Origin of the sequence: Pararhizobium sp. (genome assembly GCF_965279435.1) — a bacterium.
In the GTDB taxonomy this organism is placed as follows: domain Bacteria; phylum Pseudomonadota; class Alphaproteobacteria; order Rhizobiales; family Rhizobiaceae; genus Pararhizobium.
Genome location: NZ_CBDIHY010000003.1, coordinates 2277531 through 2302165, shown reverse-complemented (window position 1 = coordinate 2302165; position 24635 = coordinate 2277531). Strand labels below are relative to the sequence as shown.

Below are 24635 nucleotides of genomic sequence, written 5' to 3'. Positions count from 1 at the left end.
AGCTACTGAAAATCAAAGGCGCTCAAACCGGTCACCATTTCGTCCAGCCCGAGCGGCCGTGTAACCGGCGGCTCGGCCCGGGCGAGACAGCCCTGCCGCTCGCAGAGGCGACAGGCGGTGCCACCGGCAACGGTCGCAAGCGGCGCGCCGCCATAGGCGGTTTCCGGCGCATGGACAGCATCGCAGCCGATCAGGATCGCCGTGCGGCGAACGCGCTCCTGAAAATTTGCCCGCGGTCCCTCGACGGTCCGGGCAACGGTCAAAAATTCGCCGCCCCCAAAAATCTCCACCCGATCGGCCAACACCTGCCCGGCTTGCACAAATGCCGTGTGAACATTGAGCTTGGGACAGCTGCCGCCAAAGCGCGCCTGCGGAAAGCCTGACGCACCGGCCTTGCGCAGCCGGTTGCCGGCATGGTCGATCTCCATCAGGAAGAAGGGCAACCCTGCGGCACCGGGGCGCTGCAGCGTCACCAGCCGGCTGGCCGCCTGTTCGAACGAGACCTGGAACCGGGCGCTCAGCACATCGACATCGTATTTGGCCCGCTGTGCCGCGGCGAGAAACCCGGCGTATGGCATCATGATCGCATGTGCTGCGTACCGCGCCAGCTCGAAGCGCCCAATGCGCCGCGCCTCGCCCGTCGAGAATGCCAGCGACTGAAGATCGGCGGCGATGGCCTCCGGAAAGGCGATCTGCGCCGCTTCCATGGCGATTTCCCGCAGCTGATCCTGCGCCGACAACCGTTCCGACAGAAACAGCCGCATCGAATGGCGGTCGAAGCGGCGACGCAGATCCGGCATGACATGCACCGGTAGTGTCCGGACCGTCAGGCCATGCTCCCTGCGCAGCCAGCCCTTCAGCGCCCCGGCAAGATCGTCGCCGGGGGAAAGCTGCGCATGAAAGGCTTCGGCTGCCTCGTCTATACCGGCAAAATAATGCGGTCGGTTTTCGAAGATGTCGCGCACTTCGTCCATCGGCAGGCGGGCATCCGACAGCGCTGCCATATGTCCCTGATCGGACAGGAGCGCACTCAGGTCCTTCAGCCGCAGGGATTGTTCGCGGTAGGCACGATAGAGCTTAAGCACGCCCATCGCGGCATTGGGTGCAGCCTCCGCCACCTCGATCAGCTCCTGATCGCCCGGCAGCTCGCCCGAGAGCAGCGGATCGGCAAACACTTCGCGCAATTGCGTGACGCTGCCGGTCACCTCGCCCTGCAACTCGTCGAGATCAACCTTGTAGACCGAGGAAAGCTTTAACAGCAGCTGCACCGTCAACGGCCGCTGATTGCGCTCGATTAGGTTGAGATAGGAAGGCGAGATACCGAGCGCCTCGGCCATCGCCGTCTGCGTCAACGACAATCCATTGCGAATGCGCCGTACGCGGGCGCCGGCAAAAATCTTGTTCTCAGCCATTTGTCACGCCTTTTACAAATTTCCAAGCATTCAGAATATTTACACGATTTACAAAATTACAAACGCCCTTTGTAAAACACAACACATGATAACCCTTTTCAAAGCCGCGACAATCCTTTTGTTCTCGCCGTTTTGTGCAGCGAATTGTAAAACTCGTCATACCAAATTTATCGACCCGAGCGTCATTCAACCAAAGTCGAATGAAGCCTCGAAATCTGCAGGAGGATGTTTATGACTGATTTTTACAATCTCGTTCCCGGCGCGCCGCAAGGCCGCTTCGATGGCCTCGATCGCCCCTACACGGCAGAGGACGTCAAGCGGCTGCGCGGCTCTGTCCAGATCCGCCATACCTTGGCCGAGATGGGCGCCAACCGGCTGTGGCAGCTGATCCATGAGGAAGATTTCGTCAATGCGCTGGGTGCGATGACCGGTAATCAGGCAATGCAGCAGGTCCGCGCCGGTTTGAAGGCGATCTACCTGTCCGGCTGGCAGGTCGCCGCTGACAGCAACACTGCATCCTCTATGTACCCCGACCAGTCGCTCTATCCGGCCAATGCCGCACCGGAACTGGCCAAACGCATCAACAGGACATTGCAGCGCGCCGACCAGATCGAGACCTCGGAGGGCAAGGGCCTATCCGTCGATACCTGGTTCGCCCCGATCGTTGCCGATGCGGAGGCCGGTTTCGGCGGACCGCTCAACGCCTTCGAGATCATGAAAGCCTTCATCGAGGCGGGTGCTGCCGGTGTTCACTATGAGGACCAGCTGGCATCGGAAAAGAAGTGCGGTCATCTCGGTGGCAAGGTTCTGATCCCGACGGCGGCCCACATCCGCAACCTCAATGCCGCGCGGCTCGCCGCTGACGTCATGGGCACGCCGACACTGGTTATCGCCCGCACGGACGCGGAAGCCGCCAAGCTCTTGACCTCCGATATTGACGAACGTGACCAGCCCTTCGTCGATTACGATGCTGGCCGCACCACGGAAGGCTTCTACCAGGTCAAGAACGGCATCGACCCCTGCATTGCCCGTGCCATTGCCTATGCGCCCTATTGCGACCTGATCTGGATGGAGACAGGCAAGCCGGATCTCGAACAGGCCCGCAAGTTTGCCGAGGCCGTGCACAAGGTGCATCCGGGCAAGAAGCTCGCCTATAATTGCTCGCCGTCGTTCAACTGGAAGAAAAACCTCGACGACGCGACGATCGCCAAGTTCCAGCGTGAACTCGGCGCCATGGGCTACAAGTTCCAGTTCATCACGCTTGCCGGTTTCCACCAGCTGAATTTCGGCATGTTCGAACTGGCCCGCGGCTACAAGGACCGGCAGATGGCCGCATACTCTGAGCTTCAGGAGGCGGAATTCGCCGCCGAGGTCAACGGCTATACCGCCACCAAGCACCAGCGCGAAGTCGGCACCGGATATTTCGACGCCGTCTCGATGGCGATTACTGGCGGCAAGTCCTCGACCACCGCCATGCATGAATCGACCGAACACGAACAGTTCCGCCCGGCGGCAGAATAGTTACACGGATTGGCGAACGCCACCATCCTCCGTCATCCTCGCCCCTGTGGCGGGGATCCAGCGTGGCGCGTCAGCACCGCAAAAGACTCTTTCACGCGACGTGATGTCGCGTGGCTGGATCCCCGGGACAAGCCCGAGGATGACGGAGAATGAGGTAACGCAATCGCCCAAATGAACTTCGCGCAAGCGACCCGACATCAACCAGGAGGAACCACCATGACAGTCCAGACCACCATCAAGACGCACGTCAAGGAACGGGCAGAGGAACAATCCTCGGGCATGACACCGGAACAGCAGGCGATGATCCGCATGGTCGCCAATGATCTTCACAGGCTCAACCAGGCCGTCATGAAGGCCGTGGATGCAGGTGTTTCCGTCGAACTCGTTCGCTCGGCTCGCCATCATGGCGGCGAAGGCAACTGGGGCGATCTGCTGATCCCCGTCATCGTGACGCAGGGACGTGGCTGAGGCATGGTACCTGTCCACGGAGATCCCGGCGGGACTTTCCCCGCCGGGATTTCGCATTTTATGTAGCGCCTAAAGACTCCGGCTTGGCCGTTTGCCGGCGAACAGATCGGCGTGGCTTTTCAGCAGCCGGAACAACCGGTCGGAGACCGTGCGGATTTCGCGGCGGTGGCGGTCTTCGCTGTTGGTGACGATCCACTGGCCGTGACGCAGCTGTTTCAACTCCTCGCCTGCCCGCTCCAGACCCGGATCGAGATCGCCGACGAAACAGGGCAAAACCGCCTGCCCCGCCCCTGCCCTTGTCAGATCCAGCAGCGACCGCGGGCGGCTGACGATGACAGCGATCGAGGCTGCGGCCTGATCATGCGGAAAGCGCAGATAGGGCGAGATCGCATCCTCCTCCGACACGGCAAGCCAGGCGGATGAAAGTCCTTCCGGCGCATTGCGCTGGCGGTAGGCGGCATAGGCGACGTCGCCGGTATGGCGGCTCGCCAGATGTTGTTCTTCCGGCGCCACCGCGCGCACGCCGACATCGCTTTGCCGGTGCACCAGCGTCGCCCGGCGTTCGGAGACGGACATATCGAGGCGGAACCCGTCCCGATCGCTCCAGATTGCCTGGATGTTTTCGCAGACCAGCCACGTCACCCAGGTGCCGGCCATCAGCCGCACCACCGATGCGCCGTGGGCTTCCTGGCGCCAGCCATCGACCTTGCGAACAACAGCATCCATCGCCTGCAACTGTTCGAAAAGAGCCTGCCCATCGGCCGTCAACCGGTAGCCCGTCTGACTGCGAACAAACAGCTGCCGCCCGATCCCCTGCTCCAGATCAAGGATGCGGCGGCCGACCGTGGCCGGGCTCAAACCATTGGCCTGCGCAGCGCCGGTCAACCCGCCATGGCGCGCGACAGCCAGAAATATCTGATAGGCATCCCAGCTTATGTCTTTCATCAATGAAAAACATACTCCGGTTTCTTGCGTTTATAAACTGATTTTTGAAGCATAGGTTAGAGGCGTAAACGGAGCGCAGCAGAACCGCCGCCCCACCCCAAATTGAAGAAAGTTGGTTGCAGGACACCCGGTCCGGCAATGGCTTTCTGTTGCCGAAGGAGACATGAACGATGCCAGAGATGATGGGAGTGGTTTTATTGGCGGAAATGCTGGCGAAGAACGCCTACAAACCACATGAATTCCAGGACTTGATCAACCGGAACCGCCTGTCCAACAGGATGTCCACCGCGTTGCGCCTGCTTTGCCTGCGCTGGGTACGATAGGACGACAAACAAAGAGCCCGGCGATCTGATGATGCCGGGCTTTCCTTCTTCGAACGGTCCGTTTGATCAGGCGGCGCGGCCGATCTGGCGACCGGTACTGACGGGCTCCAGGCGGAACTGCTCGACCAGCATCATCAGCGTATCGGCCTGATTGGCGAGTTCGCGGCTGGCGCTGGTCGCCTGGTCGACCATGGTCGCGTTCTGCTGGGTCATCTGGTCCATCTGGTTGACGGAGCCATTGACCTCATGCAGGGCGGCGGCCTGGTCGCGGCTGGCGGTGGCGATCATTTCCACATGGCTGCTGACCGAGACGATCTGCTGGCTGATCGACGCCAGAACCGCACCGGTTTCCTGGACCAGTTGCGATCCGGAATTCACTTCATTGGCGGACTTGTTGATCAGGCCTTTGATCTCACGGGCGGCGCCCGCCGAGCGTTGGGCAAGCTCGCGGACTTCCTGCGCCACCACCGCAAACCCCTTGCCTGCATCGCCGGCGCGGGCGGCCTCGATACCGGCATTGAGCGCCAGAAGGTTGGTCTGGAAGGCGATCTCGTCGATCACATCGATGATCTGCTCGATCTGGTGCGAGGCATCCTCGATCCGCCCCATCGCCGCAATCGCGTTGCTGACGACAACTGCCGAGCTGTCGGCACTCTTCTTGGTATGCGTGACAGCGATATTGGCCTCGTGGGCGCGTTCGGCCGATGAACGGACCGTAACGGTGATCTGGTCGACGGCAGCGGCGGTTTCTTCCAGTGACGCTGCCTGCGCCTCGGTGCGCTTCGACAGTGAATCGGCCGACGCGTGCAAGTCGTTGCCGCTGCGCTGGATTGACAGGGCATTGTTGCGGATCTGCAGGAGCGTGTCCTGCAGGCGGATCAGCGAGCCGTTAAAGTCCTTGCGCAGCTGCTCGAGGCGGCCGGTGAACGGCGTATCGATCTGTTGCGACAGGTCACCCTGCGCCAAGCGGCCAAGACCGGCGGCCAGTTGGCTGACGGCAAAATCGATCTGGCTGTCGAGGGCGCGTTTTTCCGTGTCGTTGCGGCTGCGTTCGGCATCAGCCTGCGCGCGCTGCTCCTCGCTTTCGGCTTCGATGCGGACCTTCGACAGGGCATTCTCCTTGAAGATGCCAAGCGCCCGGGCCATGTCGCCGATTTCGTCGCGGCGGGCACCACCGTCGATCGAGGTATCGAGTGCGCCGTCGGCAAGGCGGCGCATGGCGGCGGTGATCTGGCCGATCGGGCCTTTCAGCGTCAGCACCAGCGCGCCGCCGGCGAGAAGCGCTATCAGGATACCGACCACCGTTGCGAAGACCGACACCTGGTTGGCCTTGTCGCGCTCAACCGAAGCCGTGGTTTTCTGGCCTTCGGCAAACGCCGTCAACTGGCCCCAGATGTCATCGATTTCGGCGGCTGCGGTGCTGAACTCTGCTTGGCGGGCGGCACTGCTATCAACGAGCGCGGCGCTGTCTGCCTGCATCTTTTCCGTCACCGGCTTCACGGCAATGACGAGATTGTTGAAGAACGGCAAATCGCCAGCCGACTGGGCCAAGCTCTGGATTTCCTGATTCATCAGGCTGAATTCGCGCATCAGTCGCTCTTTACCGGCGGCATCCGTCTTTTCCAGGAAGCTCGCGGCGGCGATACGGATCGAGTAGACGGAGTTGACGATCGAACGGGTACCGGAAAGGACGGCGTTGGCCCTCACCAGCGCCGCGTCGAGCTTGCCGAAGGTCGCCGTTGCTTCACGCATCTTCAAACCGGCTGCGGTGTTGAGCTGAATGCTCGTCTGGCGGAAGCGAGCCATAAGTCTGCCGACCGAAGCCGCCGTTTCGTCGCTCTTGTCACCGCTGTCGACCAGCGTCTTGATCTCGCCGATGGTCGTCTTGAAGGTTTCTGAAACCGCCTTCTGGTTTTGCGGCAGCCCGGAGCTCATCTTGCGCAGAACCTTGGTCATCGCACCATAGGAATCGGCCGCGACCTTGATCTTGTCTTCGGCACTGGCCGCCTTTGCGAAACTCGTGTTGAAAGCGACGAGCGTGTCACTGGACGAGGTCAGGCGTTCTGCCTCGCGCAACAGCGACTTGGCGGCCTCCTCGTCCTGACGGACGTTCTGTTCCATGGTCGTCGCTTCATCAAGGATTTTCATCTGTGCGGCGAGCAGCAGGCGAAGGCTTCCATTGATGGATTGACGCAGGGTCACTTCCTGTTCGTAGAGCGTCCACAGGCCATCGACCCGCTCACCGATCGTTGCGCTACCAGTCAAAGCCTGCTGAAGCTGATTACGGCCGTTCTCGTCATCGACCTGTTTCAGCGTCCCTTCGAGAACCGCACGCTGGGCTGTAATCTTCTCGAGCACCGCCGCGCGAGACTCTTCGGTCGTGTTCTTCAGGAAAGCGTTCATGCCGGCATAGACGTCCTTGAAGCCGCTCAGCGACTGGAGGACACTGTTGGAAATCTCCATCCGTCCCTGCAGCAATCCGGACGCATAGAACCCGGTGATGCCGACAGCACAGATGCTGATGACGAACGGCAGAATGAACAACAGCACCTTGGTCTGGATTTTGAAGCGGGCAAGAATCTTGTCGATGAACATGAACGCACCTTGGCTCGCAGCCTGCGTCCGCCCTCCTCAAGCCATGACAGGCTTCCCCGGTGCGCCAACAAGCTGGTGATTTAACTGAAAAATCATGCGGCGCATCGCCGCCAGCCTGCCAGGCATTCATTGCATGAACCGCCGCCTCCCGGGGGCTAAGATCACGGCAGGCTCCGTTGAGACACATTCTTCAACGGCAACGATTAATATTTGAATAAATGCGGTCTAAATCGTTTCAGATGGCGGCTACCCGCATATTGGCAGGTATAACGGCCGTACGGAATTTTCGCGAGATTGTGCGCCCAAGCATAGGCACACAGAGACGTCTGCTATTCCAAAGTTGAAACGGGATTGGTCTGCTTAGAAAGACCAGAAAGACGGCAGGGCCACGAGAGCAGCAAGAGCGAACACGGCGATCACTGATACGCGGATCAGCAAAGCCTTGCGCGCCGCGCTCTCGTCGGCTTTCGCAATTGCGATTGCGCGGGCTGTGGAACGACTGCGTGATTGATTCATGGCATCATTTCCTTTCGACCAAAGCAACAGTAGACCCGGATCATCCGGACCGCCAGCCCACCTGACGTTGCAACGGCTCACAAAAGAGCAAAAAATGTCACTTTTCTGAAACAATCCCTGAAAACTGCATTCTCACCACCGCGCAAAGCCGTTGAGCCAGCGTTTCAAGCAGGTTCCGTCAGATGTCTTAACAAGTGCTGAAGCGGCCTACGCTTTGTCCGCTTATGCCGCCTGTCCCGCCGAAAAACCCGAGGCCCAGGCCCACTGGAAATTGTAGCCGCCGAGCCAGCCGGTGACATCGACGCACTCGCCGATGAAATAGAGCCCGGGAACGTCACGTGCCTGCATGGTACGGGAATCGAGCACCCTGGTATCGACGCCGCCCAGCGTTACCTCGGCGGTACGATACCCTTCCGAGCCGGCTGGGGTGATGGCCCAGTCCTTGATGGTCAGGCAAAACGTATCGATGGCCTTGTCGGAGAGATCCGCAAGCGGCCGGTTGCTGAGCCCGGCTGCCTCGGCAAAGAATTGCGCCAGCCTTTTCGGTAGCGGTTCGGCCAATGCGGTCTGCAGTGCCTGACGGCCATTCTCCTTGCGCGCCGCCTTCAACACGGCGGCGATATCGACATGCGGCAACAGGTTGAGGCGGATATCGCCGCCCTCACGCCAGTAGGAGGATATCTGCAGGATGGCCGGGCCGCTTAGTCCCCGATGAGTGATCAGCAGGGCTTCCTCGAACATCGTCTTGCCGGAGCGCGCCTGGGCATCGACAGCAACGCCGGCAAGGGCACTCAGGCTCTCCAGCTGTGTTGGATCAAGCGTCAACGGCACCAGACCCGGGCGGGTCTCGACCAGCGGCAGGCCAAACTGCTCGGCAATCCTATAGGCGAAACCGGTCGCGCCCATTTTCGGGATCGACTTGCCGCCGCTCGCCATGATCAACGAAGAGCAGTCAATCGCCCCATCCCCGGTCACGACCCGGAAGCCGGAAACGGTTTTGTCAACCGTCTGGATCTGCGCACCAAGCCGCAGAACGGCGCGAACCTCCTTCATCTCCGTCAAGAGCATGCGGATGATATCCTTGGCGGTGTCATCGCAAAACAGTTGGCCAAGTGCCTTTTCATGCCAGGCAATATTGTAGCGATCGACCAGCGCAATGAAATCATGCGGCGTATAGCGCGCCAATGCCGACTTGCAGAAATGCGGATTGGCCGAGAGGAAGTTCTTCGGGCTCGCATGGATATTGGTGAAGTTGCAGCGTCCACCACCCGAGATGCGGATTTTCTCGCCCGGCGCCTTGGCATGATCGAGCACGGCGACGCGGCGGCCGCGCTTACCCGCCTCGATCGCCGCCATCATGCCGGCGGCGCCTGCGCCGATTATCACCACGTCGAACTGTTCAGCCAAGACATCCATTCCCGTTTCAGTTTTCTTTCGAAGGCGAGGGCGTCAAAGTCAATCGCTGTTGCTGCGATGAGCGCGAATACAGCCTGTACGGCGGAAAAAGTCCCGGTTTTCACCCTAGCCAATTGCCAAACTGTGGCTATGATGCCCCATCCGAACCCAAAACCGGTGATTTATGCCCGTCAGAAGAAATGCTGCCCAACCAACTGCAAGGACTGTCAAGAGCTCGAAAATACCCGCCGCACTGCAAGCTCCACGCGGAGTGAAAACCTGGAAGGAAGCCGCCGACTGGCTGAAGATCCGCGGCATCGAAGATATCGAATGCATCACACCTGATATCGCCGGCGTTCCGCGCGGCAAGATGATGCCGTCTTCGAAGTTTACCTCCAACACCTCCCTGGCGCTGCCTTCAGCGATCTATCGCCATACCATTTCCGGCGAATATCCCGAAGAGACCGGCAACTTCCGCTATGACAGCCGGGATAGCGACATCAAGCTGGTGCCCGACCTTTCGACCCTTTCGGTCGTTCCCTGGGAAAGTGACCCGACGGCGCAGGTGATCTGCGACATTGCGGGTTCGCAGGGCGAAAAGGTTCCCTATACGCCGCGCAACGTGCTGAAGCATGTGCTCGATCTTTATCACCAGAGGGGCTGGAAGCCGGTCGTCGCACCGGAAATCGAATTCTATCTGGTCGCCAAGAACGAAGACCCGGATTATCCGCTGCATCCGCCGAAAGGCCGCTCGGGACGCGCCATCCAGGGTGGACAGGGCTATTCGATCGCCGGCGTCAACGAATTCGACGAACTGATCGACGACATCTACCACTTCTCGGAAAAGCAGGGTCTCGAGATCGACACGCTGATCCACGAAGAAGGTCCGGCGCAGCTGGAAATCAACCTTCGCCATGGCGATCCGATCGAGCTTGCCGACCAGGTCTTCATGTTCAAGCGGACCATTCGCGAAGCGGCGCTGAAGCACGGCATCTACGCGACCTTCATGGCCAAGCCGATGCAGGCGCAGGCCGGCTCCGCCATGCACATCCACCAGTCCGTCATCGAGGTGAACACCGGCCGGAACCTGTTTTCCAATGCCGATGGCTCACCGTCCAAGGAGTTCTTCTCCTTCATCGGCGGCATGCAGACATTTGTTCCCAAGGCGCTGTCGATGATGGCCCCTTATGTGAACTCGTACCGGCGGCTGACGCCTGATATGTCGGCACCGGTCAACAATGCCTGGGGCTATGACAACCGGACCACGGCGTTCCGTATTCCTGTTTCGGAGCCTGTTGCGCGCCGCGTCGAAAACCGCCTGCCAAGCTCGGATGCCAATCCTTATCTGGCGCTGGCGGCTTCTCTCGGTTGCGGTTATCTCGGTATCATTCAGGGACTGGAGCCGTCGGCACCGGCGGAAGCTTCGGCAGACAAAGGCACGATCGACCTGCCGCGCGGCCTCTTGGAAGCGGTGTCGCTGCTTGAAGCAGAACCAGCCTTTGCCGAGATCTTCAGCCCGGAATTCATTGCTATCTATGGTGGCGTGAAGCGGGGCGAGTTCGAAACCTTCATGCAGGTGATCAGCCCTTGGGAGCGCGAATACCTGCTTCTCAATGTCTGATACGAAAGGCGCAGCCATGCCTTGGCAAAGCCCGATCTCGCCGGGGATTTCCTGGTATGAGTCCAACGTTGTGGAGCGGCCGGAATATCCGGCCCTCTCCGGCTCGGTCGAGACCGATGTCGCCATCGTCGGCGGCGGTTTCACAGGGCTGCAGGCGGCCTACAATCTGGCCCTGAAAGGCGTGCGTGTCACCCTGATCGACGCCTGCCGCTTCGGTGACGGCGCGTCCGGCCGCAATGGCGGACAGCTCGGCACCGGCCAGCGTTGGTCTCCCGAAGAGATGGAAGGCACGCTCGGTTTCGAGCGGTCCAAGGCTCTGTTCGATCTCGCCGAAGATGCCAAGAAACATCTTCTCGAGTTTGCATCCGCGCACGACATCGACATCGAATATGTCGAGGGCCAGCTGAACGTCTGCCACAAGCCACGCCTTGAAAAAGACTATCGCGACAGCGTCGAGATCGCTGCGTCGCGTTATGGCTATGCCCACCAGAGCTTCATGGGCCGCGACGAAACCGTAGCACGGCTCGGCTCCGAACGTTACGTGTTCGGTATCCGCGATACGGGCACCGGTCATATCCAGCCGATGAAACTGCTGGTCGGGCTGGCAAAGCAGGCAGCCTTGGCCGGCGCTTCACTGCATGAACAGACGAAGGCGCTGACGATCAACCAGGCCGGTGGGCGCGTCACCATCGAAACGGACAAGGGCACCATCCGCGCCGACCGCGCCTTGATTGCCTGCAACGGCTATATCGGCAATCTCGAACCGGTGACCGCACGGCATGTCATGCCGATCCGCTCGTTCATCGGCGCCACCAAGGTTCTCAGCGATTTTCCGGATGTGCTGCCGGGCGGCGAAGCGGTTGCCGATTCGCGCTTTGTCGTGCGTTATTTCCGCAAATCGAAGGATGGGCGGCTGCTGTTTGGCGGCCGCGAAGCCTATACGGCGGACAATCCCCGCGAGATTTCCGAGCATATCCGCCGGCAGATCAGCGAAATCTATCCGTCGCTGGCGAATATCGAGATGACCCATGCCTGGGGCGGTTCGGTCGGCATCACCCTGCCGCGCCAACCATTCGTGCGCGAGGTCATGCCCGGCGTTACCTCGATCGGCGGCTATTCCGGCCACGGCGTCATGCTGTCGAACTATTGCGGCAAGCTCTATTCCGACATGGTGACCGGCAACCGCTCGGACCTCGATCTGTTCCGGGAGCTGAACATTCCGGCATTTCCGGGCGGTACGCGGTTCCGCTCCGTGCTTTTGTTCGTCGCACTCAGCTGGTATGCCTTGCGCGACAAGTTTTAAAAGCCGCACCCGAAAGGCCGACGAAACGCATTTTGTTGCGTCGCACCCTAGCGCTTTTAAATCGATTAGATTATACACTCCTCAGACCAGAACGAGATCGAGATTTCTCATGAGCAGCCAGATCATTCCTGTGGAACCCTTTGACTATGTGGTTTTCGGAGGCACCGGCGACCTTGCCGAACGCAAATTGCTTCCTGCCCTTTATCATCGCCAGCTGGATGGCCAACTCACCGATCCGACCCGCATTATCGGTGCATCGCGCAGCGTTCTCAGCCACGAAGAATACCGCAAATTTGCAACCGATGCCCTTAAGGAACATCTGAAGCCCGGCGAGTATGACGAGGCGCAGGTGAAGACCTTCACCGACCGTCTTTTCTACGTGCCTGTCGACGCCAAGTCGGACAATGGCTGGGATCAGCTGAAGGCACTTTTGGACGAAGGCAAGGACCGCGTCCGCGCTTTCTATCTCGCCGTTGCCCCGGCGATCTTCGGCGATATCTCGGAAAAGATCCGTGACCACAAGCTGATCACCAAAATGACACGCATCGTCGTTGAAAAGCCGATCGGCCGCGACCTTGCCTCGGCGCTGGAGCTTAACGACACGATCGGCAAAGTGTTCAAGGAAGAGCAGATCTTCCGTATCGACCACTACCTCGGCAAGGAAACCGTGCAGAACCTGATGGCTCTGCGCTTTGCCAACACGCTGTACGAACCGTTGTGGAACTCGTCCTACATCGACCATATCCAAATCACCGTTGCCGAATCCGTCGGGCTGGAAAGCCGTGCCGGTTATTACGACAAGGCCGGGGCGCTGCGCGACATGGTGCAGAACCATATCCTCCAGCTTCTCTGCCTGGTCGCCATGGAGGTTCCGCCGTCGATGAATGCGGAAGCCGTGCGCGACGAAAAGCTGAAGGTGCTGCGCGCATTGAAGCCGATCAACCCAAGCAATGTCGAGAAAATGACGGTGCGTGGCCAGTACAAGGCAGGCGCTTCGGCCGGCGGTGCGGTCAAGGGCTATCTTGAAGAGCTGGAAGGCGGCGTGTCCAACACCGAGACCTTCGTTGCCATCAAGGCCGAAATCAACAACTGGCGCTGGGCTGGCGTTCCGTTCTACATCCGCACCGGCAAACGCATGGCCGGCCGCATGTCGGAAATCGTCATTACCTTCAAGCCGATCCCGCATTCGATCTTCGACGAGGCCGCAGGTCGGATCGAAGCCAACCAGCTGATCATCCGCCTGCAGCCGGACGAAGGCGTCAAGCAGTCATTGATGATCAAGGACCCGGGTCCGGGCGGCATGCGCCTGCGCAACGTCTCGCTCGACATGACCTTTGCCGAAGCCTTCAACGCCCGCAGCGCCGATGCCTATGAGCGCCTGCTGCTCGACGTGGTTCGCAACAACCAGACCCTGTTCATGCGCCGCGACGAAGTCGAAGCCGCATGGCGCTGGGTCGATCCGATCCTGAAATCCTGGGAAGCCGTCAACCAGCAGGTCCAGGCCTATACGGCCGGCACCTGGGGACCGAGCCAGGCTATCGCGCTCATCGAGCGGGACGGCCGTACCTGGCATGAAGTGATCTGAGGACGAAAGCCATGACGGCTGCGATGCATGTATTCGACAATGGTGCGGCCCTGGCGGATGGCCTTGCCGACGCCGTGGCTGCGGCTTTGTCCGCAGCCGTTGCGGCGCGCGGGCAAGCCTGCATCGCCGTCTCCGGCGGCTCGACCCCGAAGGCTTTCTTCAAGGCTTTATCCGGCAAGACGATCGACTGGACCAAGGTCACCGTGACCCTGGTCGATGAACGCTTCGTGGCGCCCGATACCGACCGATCCAACGAAAAGCTGGTCAAGGACAACCTGCTGATCAATGCAGCCGCCTCGGCACACTTCCAGCCGCTCTATTATCCGGCAGCAACGGCCGAGGAAGCAGCGGCCGCGGCCACCAGGCAGACCGCCGCTCTCGGCTGTCCGTTCGATGCTGCCATCCTCGGCATGGGTGGCGACGGACATACGGCCTCGTTCTTTCCGGGTGGCTCGCGCCTTGCAGAGGCGCTTGATCCGGCCACGCCACGCGGCGTGATGACGATGGAAGCCGACGGTGCGGGAGAACCTCGCCTGACATTCACATTCTCCAGCCTTCAGGATGCCCGACTTCTGGTGCTCCATATCGAGGGAGCGGCCAAGAAGGACGTTCTTGCCAAGGCTGAAGCGCCCGGTGACGAGGCGGAGATGCCGATCCGGGCGATATTGCGCCGGGCCGCCTCCCCGCTTCAGATCTACTGGGCCCCCTGAAGCAGGTCGCGATCTCTGGGGATCGCCTCCTGCACTTAGGACTTTGATTTTACGCATGTCGTCATCGCAGCACTGCTGCACACTTCTACGCGGCATGCTTCAAGCCCGACATCCGGGGTCCCAAGACCCGGATAACCGAAACCATGCCGACCACAGGAGTGCCGAACACTCCGGAACAGGATTGCCATGTCCGCCGACAGCCGTATTGCCGCGATTACCGCCCGCATCGTCGAACGCTCGAAACCCTACCGCGAGCCTTATCTAGCCCGCGTTCGTTCGGCGGCATCCAAGCGCGTCACCCGTTCGGTTCTCGGCTGCGGCAACCTTGCCCATGGCTTTGCCGTCTGTTCCCCCTCGGAAAAGGTGGCGCTTTCTGGCGACGAGGTGCTGAACCTCGGCATCATCACCTCCTACAACGACATGCTGTCGGCGCATCAGCCGTTCGAGACCTATCCGGCGCTGATCCGCCAGGCGGCCCATGACGTGGGCGGCGTGGCGCAGGTGGCGGGCGGTGTTCCGGCCATGTGCGACGGCGTCACGCAAGGACAGCCTGGCATGGAGCTGTCGCTGTTTTCCCGCGACCTGATCGCTATGGCCGCAGGCGTCGGCCTGTCGCACAACATGTTTGACAGTACCGTCTATCTCGGTGTCTGCGACAAGATCGTTCCCGGCCTGATGATTGCCGCCATGACCTTCGGCCATCTGCCGGCGGTGTTCATTCCGGCCGGCCCGATGACCACAGGCCTGCCGAACGACGAAAAGTCGCGCGTCCGCCAGCTGTTTGCCGAAGGCAAGGTTGGCCGCGACGAACTGCTCGAAGCGGAATCGAAGTCGTATCACGGTCCGGGCACCTGCACCTTCTACGGCACCGCCAACTCCAACCAAATGCTGATGGAGATCATGGGCTTCCACCTGCCAGGCGCCTCCTTCATCAATCCGGGCACACCGCTGCGCGACGCTCTGACGCGGGAAGCCACCAAGCGGGCCCTAGCTATCACCGCACTCGGCAACGAATACACCCCTGCCGGTGAAATGATCGACGAACGCTCGATCGTCAACGGCGTCGTCGGCCTGCATGCGACGGGTGGCTCGACCAACCACACAATGCACCTTGTCGCCATGGCCCGTTCGGCCGGTATCGCGCTGACATGGCAGGATATTTCGGAGCTTTCCGACATCATCCCGCTGCTCGCCCGCGTCTATCCGAACGGTCTTGCCGACGTGAACCATTTCCATGCAGCCGGTGGCATGGGCTACCTGATCAGCCAGCTTCTGAAGCACGGCCTGCTGCATAACGACGTCCGTACTGTTTTCGGCCAGGGGCTCGACGCCTATGCGATCGACGTCAAGCTGGGCGTGAACGGCACCGTCGCGCGCGAACCGGCGCCAGACGTCAGCCACGATCCAAAAGTGCTTTCGACCGTTGAACATCCCTTCCAGCATTCGGGCGGCCTGAAGATGCTAACCGGCAATCTCGGCAAGGCCGTCATCAAGATTTCGGCCGTCAAGCCGGAACGCCACGTCATCGAGGCACCGGCGAAGATCTTTCACGATCAATCGGAACTGCAGACGGCCTTCAAGGAGGGCAAGCTTGAGGGTGATTTCATCGCGGTCGTACGCTTCCAGGGCCCGAAAGCCAATGGCATGCCGGAACTGCACAAGCTGACCACTGTGCTCGGCATTCTGCAGGATCGCGGCCAGACGGTTGCGCTGGTGACCGACGGCCGCATGTCCGGCGCCTCCGGCAAGGTGCCGTCGGCGATCCACATGACGCCCGAAGCCAAGGACGGTGGACCGATCTCCAAGATCCGCGAGGGCGACATCATTCGGCTGGATGCCATCCACGGAACGATCAAGGTGCTGGTGGACGCTGCGGAACTCGCCGGCCGGGCTCCGGCCGAAGCCGATCTGTCAGAGAATGAATTCGGCATGGGCCGCGAACTGTTCGCCCCCTTCCGCGCGGCCACAGGTTCCGCCGATCAGGGCGCCAGCGTGTTTTTTCACTGAGAAAGGCTGCTGACGAATCCTAAAACGATTATCTGGCGAGAGCGGTATCCCACTCTCCGTCATCCTCGCCCCTGTGGCGGGGATCCAGTGACCCGACGTCCGTCGGGTCAAAAGACTCTTTCAGCCCAAGGACTTGGGCTGGCTGGATCTCTGTGACAAGCACAGAGATGACGGAAGATTTGGCAACGCATAATTTCCCAAATGGCCTGCCAAACTGTGAGGAAGTGACTTCGCGGCAGTCCGTATCCGTTGATCACAAGTCTTCACATGCCGATGCTTACGGAAGCGGCCCCGGATGCATGTCGGTGCGGCCGTCATAGCGTTCGATGTTCAGCTCGAAGATATCGATGCCCTCGATGCAGCGGGCATTCACGGATACCTTTTCACCCGGATAGCCGCTGCGCATCAGGGCTACGCCGCATGTGGCGCAAAAATGGTGGCCTTCGGTGATGCTGCGCCAGACATAGGTGGAGATGCGGCGCTTTTCGCTGACCAGCGTTATCTTGCTGACCGGAACCTTCCAATGCAGGAAACCCGAGCGGCGGCAGGTCGAGCAATTGCATTCGACCAGCTCGGAAATCTCGTCGTCGATTTCAAAGCAGATATCGCCGCAATGACAGGAAAGGCGATAGGGTCTTTTCATCGGTAATCTCTCGCTTCCGTCGCGCAATCCCTATCAATCCGCCTCTTGCGGGCGGTGTCAAGCGCGAGCGACCATCAATTGCCCCAAAAAGGTCAGCTGTAGATGTCGAGAACGCGGTTGCGATGGTTTGGATGCGTCGAATAGACAAAGATGCGATTGAGGTCGCGCTCGGACATCAATCGCAGGAAGCGCGCCTCGATGATGTTGTTGGCATGCACACGCTTGACGATGCAGCCGACCATGCCGATGCGTGCACTGGGCACATCGAGATAGAAATTCTGCGGTAGCTTGAACTGCGTGGCGATGCCCAGAACCGCGCTGCTTTTCGATATTTTCAGCAGTTCGCAGCGGCGTGAGGTAAGGTTGAGCATGCCGTTTTCGGTATATTCGATCCGGGCATCATTGCGGGTATCCTCCATCGGGAAATTGGCTTCCCGATCGTACATGAAGGATTCTTCCTTGCTGAGATATGTCGGTCTATCGGATGCCTGTCCCCGCATCTTTCTGCTCCATGCCCTTTGTTTTTTTGAAACATTAGCGTCGGAGATTTAACAGAGCGTGAGTCCGTGACCGATTTTGGCACAGCGCCAATAAAAAACCCGCCCGAAAACACCGCCCGGCCGGGTCTTGAACATTCTGCCTGGCTCTACGCCCGGTAGCTCTTTCCGTTCGCGTCGAACAGGTGCAGCTTGGCCTTGTCGGCGGTAAAGCGCACCTTCTCGCCACGCTTGATATCGAGGATACCCGGCACCTTTGCGATGATCGGCTCGTTGGCAACCAGCCCTTCGATATAGAGCAGCGTCACTTCGCCCAGCGCCTCGATGATCGCGACGGTGCCTTCGAACAGGAAGCTGTCGCCGGTCGAGACGCGCAGGTCTTCCGGCCGCACGCCAAAACTTGCCGCCTTGCCGTTTTCGGAGGCCGCCGTCGGAATATCGAGAACGTCCCGCTTGCCGCCCGGCAATTCGACCGATGTCTCGGCACCAGTTCCGACGATCTTCGCCGGAATGATGTTCATCGCCGGCGAACCGATGAAGCGGGCGACGAAGAGATTGGCCGGGCGCTCGTAGAGTTCCAGCGGCGGGCCGACCTGTTCGATGTGACCGGCCGAAAGCACGACGATGCGGTCGGCGAGTGTCATCGCCTCGACCTGATCGTGGGTGACGTAGATCATCGTCGTATCCGGCATGGATTCGTTCAGCTTGGCGATCTCGATACGGGTGGCGACACGCAGGGCTGCATCGAGATTGGACAATGGCTCGTCAAACAGGAACACTTTTGGATCGCGGCAGATCGCCCGGCCGATGGCGACACGCTGGCGCTGGCCGCCGGAAAGCGCCTTGGGCAGACGGTCGAGATATGCGGTCAGTTGCAGGATATCGGCAGCAGCGCGAACGCGGCGGTCGATCTCCTCCTTCGTTTCCTTGGCGATGCGCATGCCGAAGGCCATGTTGTCATAGACGGTCATATGCGGATAAAGCGCATAAGACTGGAAGACCATGGCGATGCCGCGTTGCGATGGCGGCACCTCGTTGACCAGCCGCTCGGCGATGTACATTTCGCCGCCGGAGATTTCCTCCAGGCCGGCGATCATCCGCAACAGCGTCGATTTTCCGCAGCCGGATGGTCCGACGAAGACGACGAACTCGCCCTGCTTGATATCCAGATCGATGCCATGGATGACATCCACCGCGCCATAGGACTTGCGGATATTCTTCAGTTGCAAACCTGCCATGTCATCCTCCCCTTCATTCTCTCGTTTTTGGCCGGCTCATTTGAGCGAACCGGTTTGATCTGGTTATTCGACCCGGGCGAAAAAGCCGCTCCAGGCCGGTAGCGTGATGGTGTCGCCGTTCAATGCCGATGCAAAGCCATGGCCTTCGAGCACATTGAGTTTTTCACTCGGCCGTTCGGCCGCCAGCGTTTCGCCGCTCATGTTGAACAGGCACAGAACAGTCTCGTTGCCGAATTTTCGCTCGAAACCGAGCAGCGGCGCCGGGTAAGGGCGGAACTCGATCTCACCCTTGGCGAACGCCGAGTGCTGCTTGCGGAAGGCGAGAAACCGGCGGTAATGGTTGAGCACCGAATTCGGGTCCGCCTGCTGTTCCGACACGGCACGGCCGAGATGTTCCTTCGGCACCGGCAGCCAGGGCTTGCCCTCACCGAAACCGCCATTGACGGCGTTCTTGTCCCAGACCATTGGCGTACGGCAGCCGTCGCGGCCCTTGAAATCCGGCCAGAACTGGATGCCGTAGGGGTCCTGCAAATCCTCGAAGGCGAGATCGGCTTCCGTCAGGCCGAGCTCTTCGCCCTGATAGATGCAGACCGAGCCACGCAGGGTCATCAGCAGGCTGGCGAGGAATTTCGCATGCGCATCCTGATCGGCAATGCCTTGGCCCCAGCGGCTGACATGGCGCACGACGTCATGATTGGAAAACGCCCAGCAGGCCCAGCCTTCGGGTGCTGCACGGGCGAAATCATGCAGCACCTGCGCGACGCCTGATGGCGTCAGCGGATCGGGCGCCAGGAATTCGAAGGCGTAGCACATGTGCATCTTATCATTACCGGACGTGTATTGCCCGGCGATCTCGAGGCCGATCTGGCTGTCGCCGACTTCACCGACGGCGGCGATTGCCGGAAACTCGTCCATGACGGCGCGAAAACGCTTGAGGAATTCGAGGTTTTCCGGGCGGTTCTTGTCGTAGAGATGTTCCTGGTAATTATACGGATTGACGGCCGGTGCCGTGTTGGCATTACGGCGTTCCGGCGCCAACGCCGGATTGTCGCGCAGTTGCAGATCGTGGAAATAGAAGTTGATCGTATCAAGCCGGAAACCATCGACGCCGCGTTCCAGCCAGAAACGTTCGACGGAGAGCAGCGCGTCCTGAACCTCGGGATTGTGCAGATTGAGGTCGGGCTGCGAAGTCAGGAAGTTGTGCATGTAATATTGCAGCCGCGTCGGATCCCATTGCCAGGCCGAGCCACCGAAGATCGACATCCAGTTGTTCGGCGGCGTGCCGTCCGGCTTGGAATCGGACCAGACGTACCAGTCCGCCTTCGGATTGAAGCGGCTCGAACGGCTTTCGACGAACCAGGGATGCTGGTCAGAGGTATGCGATAGAACCAGATCGATCATCACGCGAATGCCAAGGCGGTGGGCCTCAGCGATCAGCGCGTCGAAATCGGCAAGCAATCCGAAGATCGGATCGACGCCGGTATAATTCGACACGTCATAGCCGAAATCCTTCATCGGCGAGGTGAAGAACGGCGAAATCCAGATCGCATCGACGCCGAGCGAGGCGACATGCGGCAGGCGGGCGGTGATGCCCTTCAGATCGCCGATGCCGTCGCCGTTGCTATCCTGGTAGGAGCGCGGATAGATCTGGTAGATCACCGCGCCACGCCACCAGTCCCGGTCGGCCTGCAATGTCGAACCACTTGCCTGGGTTATGCTCGTATTCATTCCTGTAGACGTCCTTGTGTCTTAAAAAGTCTCAGCCGCCCTTGACCGATCCCGCGAGCAAACCACGCACGAGGTAGCGCTGCAGGGTGAAGAAGACGATCAGGGGCACGATGATGGTGATGAAGGCCGAGGCCGTGAGGATTTCCCAGTTGCCGCCGCGCGAGCCGAGCAGGTTGACCAGACGGCCGGTGAGCACCAGTTCGTCATTGCCGGTTCCGAGGAACACCATGGCGACCAACAGATCGTTCCAGGTCCAGAGGAACTGGAAGATCGAGAAGGATGCCAGTGCCGGGAACGACAGAGGCAGGATGATCTTGATGAAGATGTCGAAATCGCTGGCACCATCGACGCGGGCCGATTCCATGATTTCGCGCGGCAGGCCAGCCATGTAGTTGCGCAGCAGATAGATGGCGAGCGGCAGGCCGAAACCCATATGCGCCAGCCAGATACCGACATAGGTCTTGGCCGGAACGCCGAGAAACGCACCGACGCCGTTGTAGAGTTTCAACAGCGGGATCAGCGACATCTGCAACGGCACGACCAAGAGGCCGACGACAACCGCGATCAGGATTGCCCGGCCGGGAAATTTCATCCAGGCCAGTGCGTAAGCCGCAAAGGCTGCGACAAGGATCGGGATGATCGTGGCGGGAATGGCGACGGTCAGCGAGTTGATGAAGGACGAACCGATACCGGCGGCGCGCATGACTTCGCGGTAATTGTCGAAGGTAAAGCGCGGCGGGATGGCTGCGGTATAGAAGATGCGCTGGCCGCGCGTGCCTTCCATGCGGGCCGGCGAGACGATCTCGTAACTGCCGTCATCCTTGACGGTCAGTGTCTGGCCTTCGCCGATGTCGGCGAGCGCGCCAGCCTCGAATGCGGTGGGCTGCAGCGGCCGGAAACCAAAGGCCGAAACCTTTGAATCGCCGGCCTCCAGCAGATTGCCGGCAATGACGAACTTGCCGTCACGTTCGACCTGCACTTCTGGCGAGGCTGCACGTCCGGTGAGGTTCTGCGACGACGTTGAAAGCGCTGTCCACCAGCCGGAGACGGCCAGTTGGTCCTTGTCACGCAGCGACGAGATCAGCAGGCCGGCAGTTGGCAGGGTCCAGAGGACGACGAGCAGGATGACGGAAATATGGACGGCCCAGACGAGGGGCGAGCGGGAAGAAGCAATCATCTCAGTGGCCCTCCATTTCCTTGGCAGCGTTGCGGATGTTCCAGATCATGATCGGGATCACCAGAACCATGATGATAACGGCGATCGCGGCACCGCGGCCGAAGTCACCGCCACCGCGGAACATCCAGTCAAACATCAGATTGGCGAGAACCTGGCTTTGCCACTGCCCGTTGGTCATGGCGAGCACGATGTCGAAGACCTTGAGCACCAGAATTGTGATGGTGGTCCAGACGACGGCGATCGTGCCCCACATCTGCGGGATCATGATCTTGAAGAAGATCTGCAGACCGTTGGCGCCGTCGATAACGGCGGCCTCGATGGTTTCTTCCGGAATACCGCGCAGAGCGGCAGACAAGATGACCATGGCGAAGCCGGTCTGGATCCAGATGAGGATGACCATCAGGAAGAAATTGTTCCAGAACGGCAGTGTCACCCATGCTTCCGGCGTGCCACCAAAATAGACGACAACCGCGTTCAAAAGGCCGATCTGCGCGGTGCCTTCAGCGCGGTAATCGTAGATGAATTTCCAGATGACCGAAGCGCCGACGAAGGAGATCGCCATCGGCATGAAGATCAGCGTCTTGGCGATGTTGCCCCACCAGATACGGTCGGTGAGCGCTGCAATGATCAAGCCGAAGAACGTCGCTGCCGCCGGCACGACCAGCAGCCAAAGGAAGTTGTTGTAGATCGACTGGCGGAATTCGCCGTCGTTGAACATCCAGATGAAATTGTTCAGGCCGACGAAGTTTTCGCCCGCCCTGTCGTGCAGACTGAGCCAGACGGAGGCGATCACCGGATAGATCAGGTAGATGGTCAGTGACAACAGCGCCGGCCCGAGGAAGAGCCATGGCCGGATGGCATTGGTGATGCGCAGGTTGCGCGAGGCGACCGGACCCGTCAGACCCTTCGACGGAAAGAGCTTGTCGAGGATCCAGTTCGTGCCGAAGAAATAGGCGGCGCAGCCAAGAACCCCGGCAGCCATCGTGGCGATGGCGAATATCAACTGCTGCATGGCAACTTCCTCCCCCAGGAATATAAGGCCGGATACGCGGCCTGCCCGCCCTTGTTGCGCCCGCATCCCGGCTTTTCGGGAGATCAAACGCGACCAAAATAGTCACACCCTCTTTTGTGTCCCAACCGGATATGCGGCTGGCGAGTGTGTTCATTCAAAAGGGCTTCTTGTGTCAGCTTTCCCCGAGCCGCTCCGCCGCGCACGCACCGGGCGGCTTGGCAGGCAGCGTTTCAGGCCTCGCAGTCTTTTGAGTGCGGCTCCGGGGTTTTCACCCGGAGCCGCTAAGTATCAGGCGATCTTACTTGATCGAATCCCAGGCCTTCTGGATGCCGTCTGCAACATCCTTGGCCGACTTGCCGCCGACATAATCGACCATGCCGGTCCAGAATGCGCCTGCGCCGATCTTGCCGGGCATCAGGTCGGAACCGTCAAAGCGGAACGTGGTGGCGTTGAGCAGGATTTCGCCCTGCTTCTTCATCGGGCCGTTGGCATAGGCATCCTTGTTGACGCTCTTCAGCGGCGTCAGGAAGCTGGTCTGTGCCATCCAGACTTCATGCGCGATCGGCGTTTCCAGGAACTCGATGAAGGCGCGAGCCGCCGGCGTGTCCTTGGTGATCATCGCCAGCGTGCCGGCACCGAGAACCGGATTGCCGAGCTCAGGCTTGCTGGCATAAGGCGGCATATAGAAGAAGTCCGCGTCTTCGCCGACCTTGGTGCCTTCCGGGAAGAACGACGGGATGAACGATGCCTGATGGTGCAGATAGCACTTCGGCGGCGAGGCAAACAGGCCCTTCGGGCTGTCGCGGAAGTCGGCGGAGGCAACAGCTGCAGCGCCGCCATCGACATTCTTGTCATTCTTGGCAAACCAGCCGAATTCATCGATGGCGCCGACGACAGCCGGATCGTTGAACGGGATGGCGTTGGTGACCCACTTGTCATAGACGTCTGCCGGCTGCGTGCGCAGCATCATGTCTTCGACCCAGTCGGTGGCCGGCCAGCCGGTCGCACCGCCGGAACCCAGACCAATGCACCACGGCGTGCCGCCATCGGCGACGATCTTTTCGGTCAGGGCCTTCAGCTCTTCCATGGTCTTCGGAACTTCATAGCCCGAATCCTCGAAATTTTCCGGCACGTACCAGACCAGCGACTTCACGTCGATCTTGTAGGGGAATGCGTAGAGTTCCTTTTTGCCGTCCTTGCCGGCATAGGTCGACAGATCGACCCAGGACTGGCCAGCGGCGTAGTTGTCGAGAAGCCACTTCTGGGTCTTTTCGCCGAGCGGCGTCAGGTAACCCTTCGAGGCCAGATCGGCGATCAGGCCCGGCTGCGGCAGGATGGCGACATCCGGAGGGCTGCCAGCCTGGGTATCGATGACGATCTGTTGCTCGTAGTTTTCAGACGACGAGTATTTTACAGTGACGCCGGTCGCATCACGGAAATAGTCGAGCATGGATTCAGCCAGCGCTTCGTCTTCGCCGCGCCAGGGGCCGAAAATGGTCAGCGTTTGACCCTTGAGGTCATGGCTCTTCTTGAACTCTTCGAAGCTTGCCCAATTGAATTTGGAATCTTCGCCCGGCTTGAACTTCAGCTCGGCCGCATGCGTGGCTCCCGCCACCAGCGCAAGCGCCGCCACTCCCAACAAGAATGTTCTCTTCACGTCATTTCCTCCCAAGAAAGACCCGACCCATTGATGCCGGGCGAACACCGCAGCGCCGCCAAAATTCAAAGCGCTTTGAGTTTGCTAACAAACCATTGCGACAGGCACCAAGTCAAGAGCTTTCCCGTTACGGGCGAACAATGGCACCTTTCATGCAGTGCAGCGAAGTTTTGCGCTGCAATGAGGCTGATTTTTCTGGTTGCTGAGCAAAGCCGATGATACAAAATCTGTCGCGCGTGGAGATTGAAAGCAAAAACAAAATAAAAATCAAAGCGCTTTGGG

20 protein-coding genes are annotated in these 24635 nt (G+C 60.0%); 8 read left to right on the top strand and 12 right to left on the bottom strand.

The features are described 5' to 3' along the window. Positions 1–2: 2 nt before the first annotated feature. Complete coding sequence (locus ACQY8Q_RS16720; RefSeq protein WP_428427597.1) at positions 3–1412, bottom strand: helix-turn-helix domain-containing protein; 1410 nt, start codon at positions 1410–1412, stop codon at positions 3–5. A gap of 231 nt (positions 1413–1643) precedes the next feature. Between ACQY8Q_RS16720 and aceA the strand changes: the two genes are divergently transcribed. Both aceA and ACQY8Q_RS16710 read left to right on the top strand, forming a co-directional pair. Beyond that, positions 1644–2933, top strand: a complete 1290-nt coding sequence (gene aceA / locus ACQY8Q_RS16715; RefSeq protein WP_428427596.1) for an isocitrate lyase — start codon at positions 1644–1646, stop codon at positions 2931–2933. Between the two features lie 216 nt (positions 2934–3149). After that, positions 3150–3401, top strand: coding sequence for a hypothetical protein (locus tag ACQY8Q_RS16710; protein ID WP_428427595.1), 252 nt, complete (start codon positions 3150–3152; stop codon positions 3399–3401). Positions 3402–3470: 69 nt separating this feature from the next. On the opposite strand, the gene ACQY8Q_RS16705 is transcribed toward ACQY8Q_RS16710, so the two are convergent. Next, on the bottom strand, positions 3471–4346 hold the full coding sequence (locus ACQY8Q_RS16705) for a LysR family transcriptional regulator (protein ID WP_428427594.1): 876 nt from the start codon (positions 4344–4346) through the stop codon (positions 3471–3473). A gap of 170 nt (positions 4347–4516) precedes the next feature. Here ACQY8Q_RS16705 and ACQY8Q_RS16700 point away from each other — a divergent pair, with 170 nt between their 5' ends. Further along, a complete protein-coding gene (locus ACQY8Q_RS16700; RefSeq protein WP_428427593.1) occupies positions 4517–4669 on the top strand; it encodes a hypothetical protein in 153 nt (50 codons plus the stop codon). A gap of 66 nt (positions 4670–4735) precedes the next feature. On the opposite strand, the gene ACQY8Q_RS16695 is transcribed toward ACQY8Q_RS16700, so the two are convergent. From ACQY8Q_RS16695 to ACQY8Q_RS16685, 3 genes are all read right to left on the bottom strand, one after another. Further along, on the bottom strand, positions 4736–7264 hold the full coding sequence (locus ACQY8Q_RS16695) for a methyl-accepting chemotaxis protein (protein WP_428427592.1): 2529 nt from the start codon (positions 7262–7264) through the stop codon (positions 4736–4738). 360 nt (positions 7265–7624) lie between these two features. After that, the gene (locus ACQY8Q_RS16690; RefSeq protein ID WP_426123703.1) at positions 7625–7780 is read right to left on the bottom strand and encodes a hypothetical protein; all 156 of its coding nucleotides are present in this window, start codon (positions 7778–7780) and stop codon (positions 7625–7627) included. A 222-nt stretch (positions 7781–8002) separates the two neighbouring features. Next, positions 8003–9187, bottom strand: coding sequence for an NAD(P)/FAD-dependent oxidoreductase (locus ACQY8Q_RS16685; protein ID WP_428429804.1), 1185 nt, complete (start codon positions 9185–9187; stop codon positions 8003–8005). Positions 9188–9359: 172 nt separating this feature from the next. Between ACQY8Q_RS16685 and ACQY8Q_RS16680 the strand changes: the two genes are divergently transcribed. The 5 genes from ACQY8Q_RS16680 to edd all read left to right on the top strand — a co-directional run bounded on the left by ACQY8Q_RS16680 (position 9360) and on the right by edd (position 16401). Beyond that, complete coding sequence (locus ACQY8Q_RS16680) at positions 9360–10796, top strand: glutamine synthetase family protein (protein WP_428427591.1); 1437 nt, start codon at positions 9360–9362, stop codon at positions 10794–10796. After that, a complete protein-coding gene (locus ACQY8Q_RS16675; RefSeq protein WP_428427590.1) occupies positions 10789–12099 on the top strand; it encodes an NAD(P)/FAD-dependent oxidoreductase in 1311 nt (436 codons plus the stop codon). Before ACQY8Q_RS16680 ends, ACQY8Q_RS16675 begins: the two co-directional genes overlap by 8 nt. Before the next feature lie 109 nt (positions 12100–12208). Then, positions 12209–13684 (top strand): glucose-6-phosphate dehydrogenase, encoded by a 1476-nt coding sequence (gene zwf, locus ACQY8Q_RS16670; protein WP_428427589.1) that lies wholly within the window; start codon positions 12209–12211, stop codon positions 13682–13684. 11 nt (positions 13685–13695) lie between these two features. Next, complete coding sequence (pgl, locus tag ACQY8Q_RS16665) at positions 13696–14394, top strand: 6-phosphogluconolactonase (RefSeq protein ID WP_428427588.1); 699 nt, start codon at positions 13696–13698, stop codon at positions 14392–14394. Positions 14395–14580: 186 nt separating this feature from the next. Further along, a complete protein-coding gene (gene edd / locus ACQY8Q_RS16660) occupies positions 14581–16401 on the top strand; it encodes a phosphogluconate dehydratase (protein WP_428427587.1) in 1821 nt (606 codons plus the stop codon). A 277-nt stretch (positions 16402–16678) separates the two neighbouring features. On the opposite strand, the gene ACQY8Q_RS16655 is transcribed toward edd, so the two are convergent. The 7 genes from ACQY8Q_RS16655 to ACQY8Q_RS16625 form a co-directional block, all read right to left on the bottom strand. Next, positions 16679–17044, bottom strand: coding sequence for a GFA family protein (locus ACQY8Q_RS16655; RefSeq protein WP_428427586.1), 366 nt, complete (start codon positions 17042–17044; stop codon positions 16679–16681). A 92-nt stretch (positions 17045–17136) separates the two neighbouring features. Further along, positions 17137–17544 (bottom strand): hypothetical protein, encoded by a 408-nt coding sequence (locus ACQY8Q_RS16650; RefSeq protein ID WP_113247616.1) that lies wholly within the window; start codon positions 17542–17544, stop codon positions 17137–17139. Positions 17545–17690: 146 nt separating this feature from the next. Beyond that, on the bottom strand, positions 17691–18779 hold the full coding sequence (locus ACQY8Q_RS16645) for an ABC transporter ATP-binding protein (RefSeq protein WP_428427585.1): 1089 nt from the start codon (positions 18777–18779) through the stop codon (positions 17691–17693). Between the two features lie 63 nt (positions 18780–18842). Next, a complete protein-coding gene (locus ACQY8Q_RS16640; RefSeq protein WP_428427584.1) occupies positions 18843–20507 on the bottom strand; it encodes an alpha-glucosidase in 1665 nt (554 codons plus the stop codon). Between the two features lie 31 nt (positions 20508–20538). Continuing rightward, complete coding sequence (locus ACQY8Q_RS16635; protein WP_428427583.1) at positions 20539–21684, bottom strand: carbohydrate ABC transporter permease; 1146 nt, start codon at positions 21682–21684, stop codon at positions 20539–20541. Between the two features lies 1 nt (position 21685). Then, positions 21686–22696: a carbohydrate ABC transporter permease gene (locus tag ACQY8Q_RS16630; RefSeq protein ID WP_060504665.1), complete on the bottom strand. Its 1011-nt coding sequence runs from the start codon at positions 22694–22696 to the stop codon at positions 21686–21688. A gap of 298 nt (positions 22697–22994) precedes the next feature. After that, positions 22995–24353, bottom strand: a complete 1359-nt coding sequence (locus ACQY8Q_RS16625; RefSeq protein WP_428427582.1) for an ABC transporter substrate-binding protein — start codon at positions 24351–24353, stop codon at positions 22995–22997. Positions 24354–24635 lie beyond the last annotated feature (282 nt).

Excerpts from the sequence above, each read along its gene's own strand:
- ACQY8Q_RS16720 (WP_428427597.1), bottom strand. The coding sequence starts at position 1,412 with ATGGCTGAGAACAAGATTTTTGCCGGCGCCCGCGTACGGCGCATTCGC.
- edd (WP_428427587.1), top strand. The coding sequence starts at position 14,581 with ATGTCCGCCGACAGCCGTATTGCCGCGATTACCGCCCGCATCGTCGAA.
- pgl (WP_428427588.1), top strand. The coding sequence starts at position 13,696 with ATGACGGCTGCGATGCATGTATTCGACAATGGTGCGGCCCTGGCGGAT.
- zwf (WP_428427589.1), top strand. The coding sequence starts at position 12,209 with ATGAGCAGCCAGATCATTCCTGTGGAACCCTTTGACTATGTGGTTTTC.
- ACQY8Q_RS16690 (WP_426123703.1), bottom strand. The coding sequence starts at position 7,780 with ATGAATCAATCACGCAGTCGTTCCACAGCCCGCGCAATCGCAATTGCG.
- ACQY8Q_RS16650 (WP_113247616.1), bottom strand. The coding sequence starts at position 17,544 with ATGCGGGGACAGGCATCCGATAGACCGACATATCTCAGCAAGGAAGAA.
- ACQY8Q_RS16645 (WP_428427585.1), bottom strand. The coding sequence starts at position 18,779 with ATGGCAGGTTTGCAACTGAAGAATATCCGCAAGTCCTATGGCGCGGTG.
- ACQY8Q_RS16635 (WP_428427583.1), bottom strand. The coding sequence starts at position 21,684 with ATGATTGCTTCTTCCCGCTCGCCCCTCGTCTGGGCCGTCCATATTTCC.
- ACQY8Q_RS16640 (WP_428427584.1), bottom strand. The coding sequence starts at position 20,507 with ATGAATACGAGCATAACCCAGGCAAGTGGTTCGACATTGCAGGCCGAC.
- ACQY8Q_RS16680 (WP_428427591.1), top strand. The coding sequence starts at position 9,360 with ATGCCCGTCAGAAGAAATGCTGCCCAACCAACTGCAAGGACTGTCAAG.
- ACQY8Q_RS16705 (WP_428427594.1), bottom strand. The coding sequence starts at position 4,346 with ATGAAAGACATAAGCTGGGATGCCTATCAGATATTTCTGGCTGTCGCG.
- ACQY8Q_RS16675 (WP_428427590.1), top strand. The coding sequence starts at position 10,789 with ATGTCTGATACGAAAGGCGCAGCCATGCCTTGGCAAAGCCCGATCTCG.
- ACQY8Q_RS16700 (WP_428427593.1), top strand. The coding sequence starts at position 4,517 with ATGCCAGAGATGATGGGAGTGGTTTTATTGGCGGAAATGCTGGCGAAG.
- ACQY8Q_RS16710 (WP_428427595.1), top strand. The coding sequence starts at position 3,150 with ATGACAGTCCAGACCACCATCAAGACGCACGTCAAGGAACGGGCAGAG.
- aceA (WP_428427596.1), top strand. The coding sequence starts at position 1,644 with ATGACTGATTTTTACAATCTCGTTCCCGGCGCGCCGCAAGGCCGCTTC.
- ACQY8Q_RS16695 (WP_428427592.1), bottom strand. The coding sequence starts at position 7,264 with ATGTTCATCGACAAGATTCTTGCCCGCTTCAAAATCCAGACCAAGGTG.
- ACQY8Q_RS16630 (WP_060504665.1), bottom strand. The coding sequence starts at position 22,696 with ATGCAGCAGTTGATATTCGCCATCGCCACGATGGCTGCCGGGGTTCTT.
- ACQY8Q_RS16655 (WP_428427586.1), bottom strand. The coding sequence starts at position 17,044 with ATGAAAAGACCCTATCGCCTTTCCTGTCATTGCGGCGATATCTGCTTT.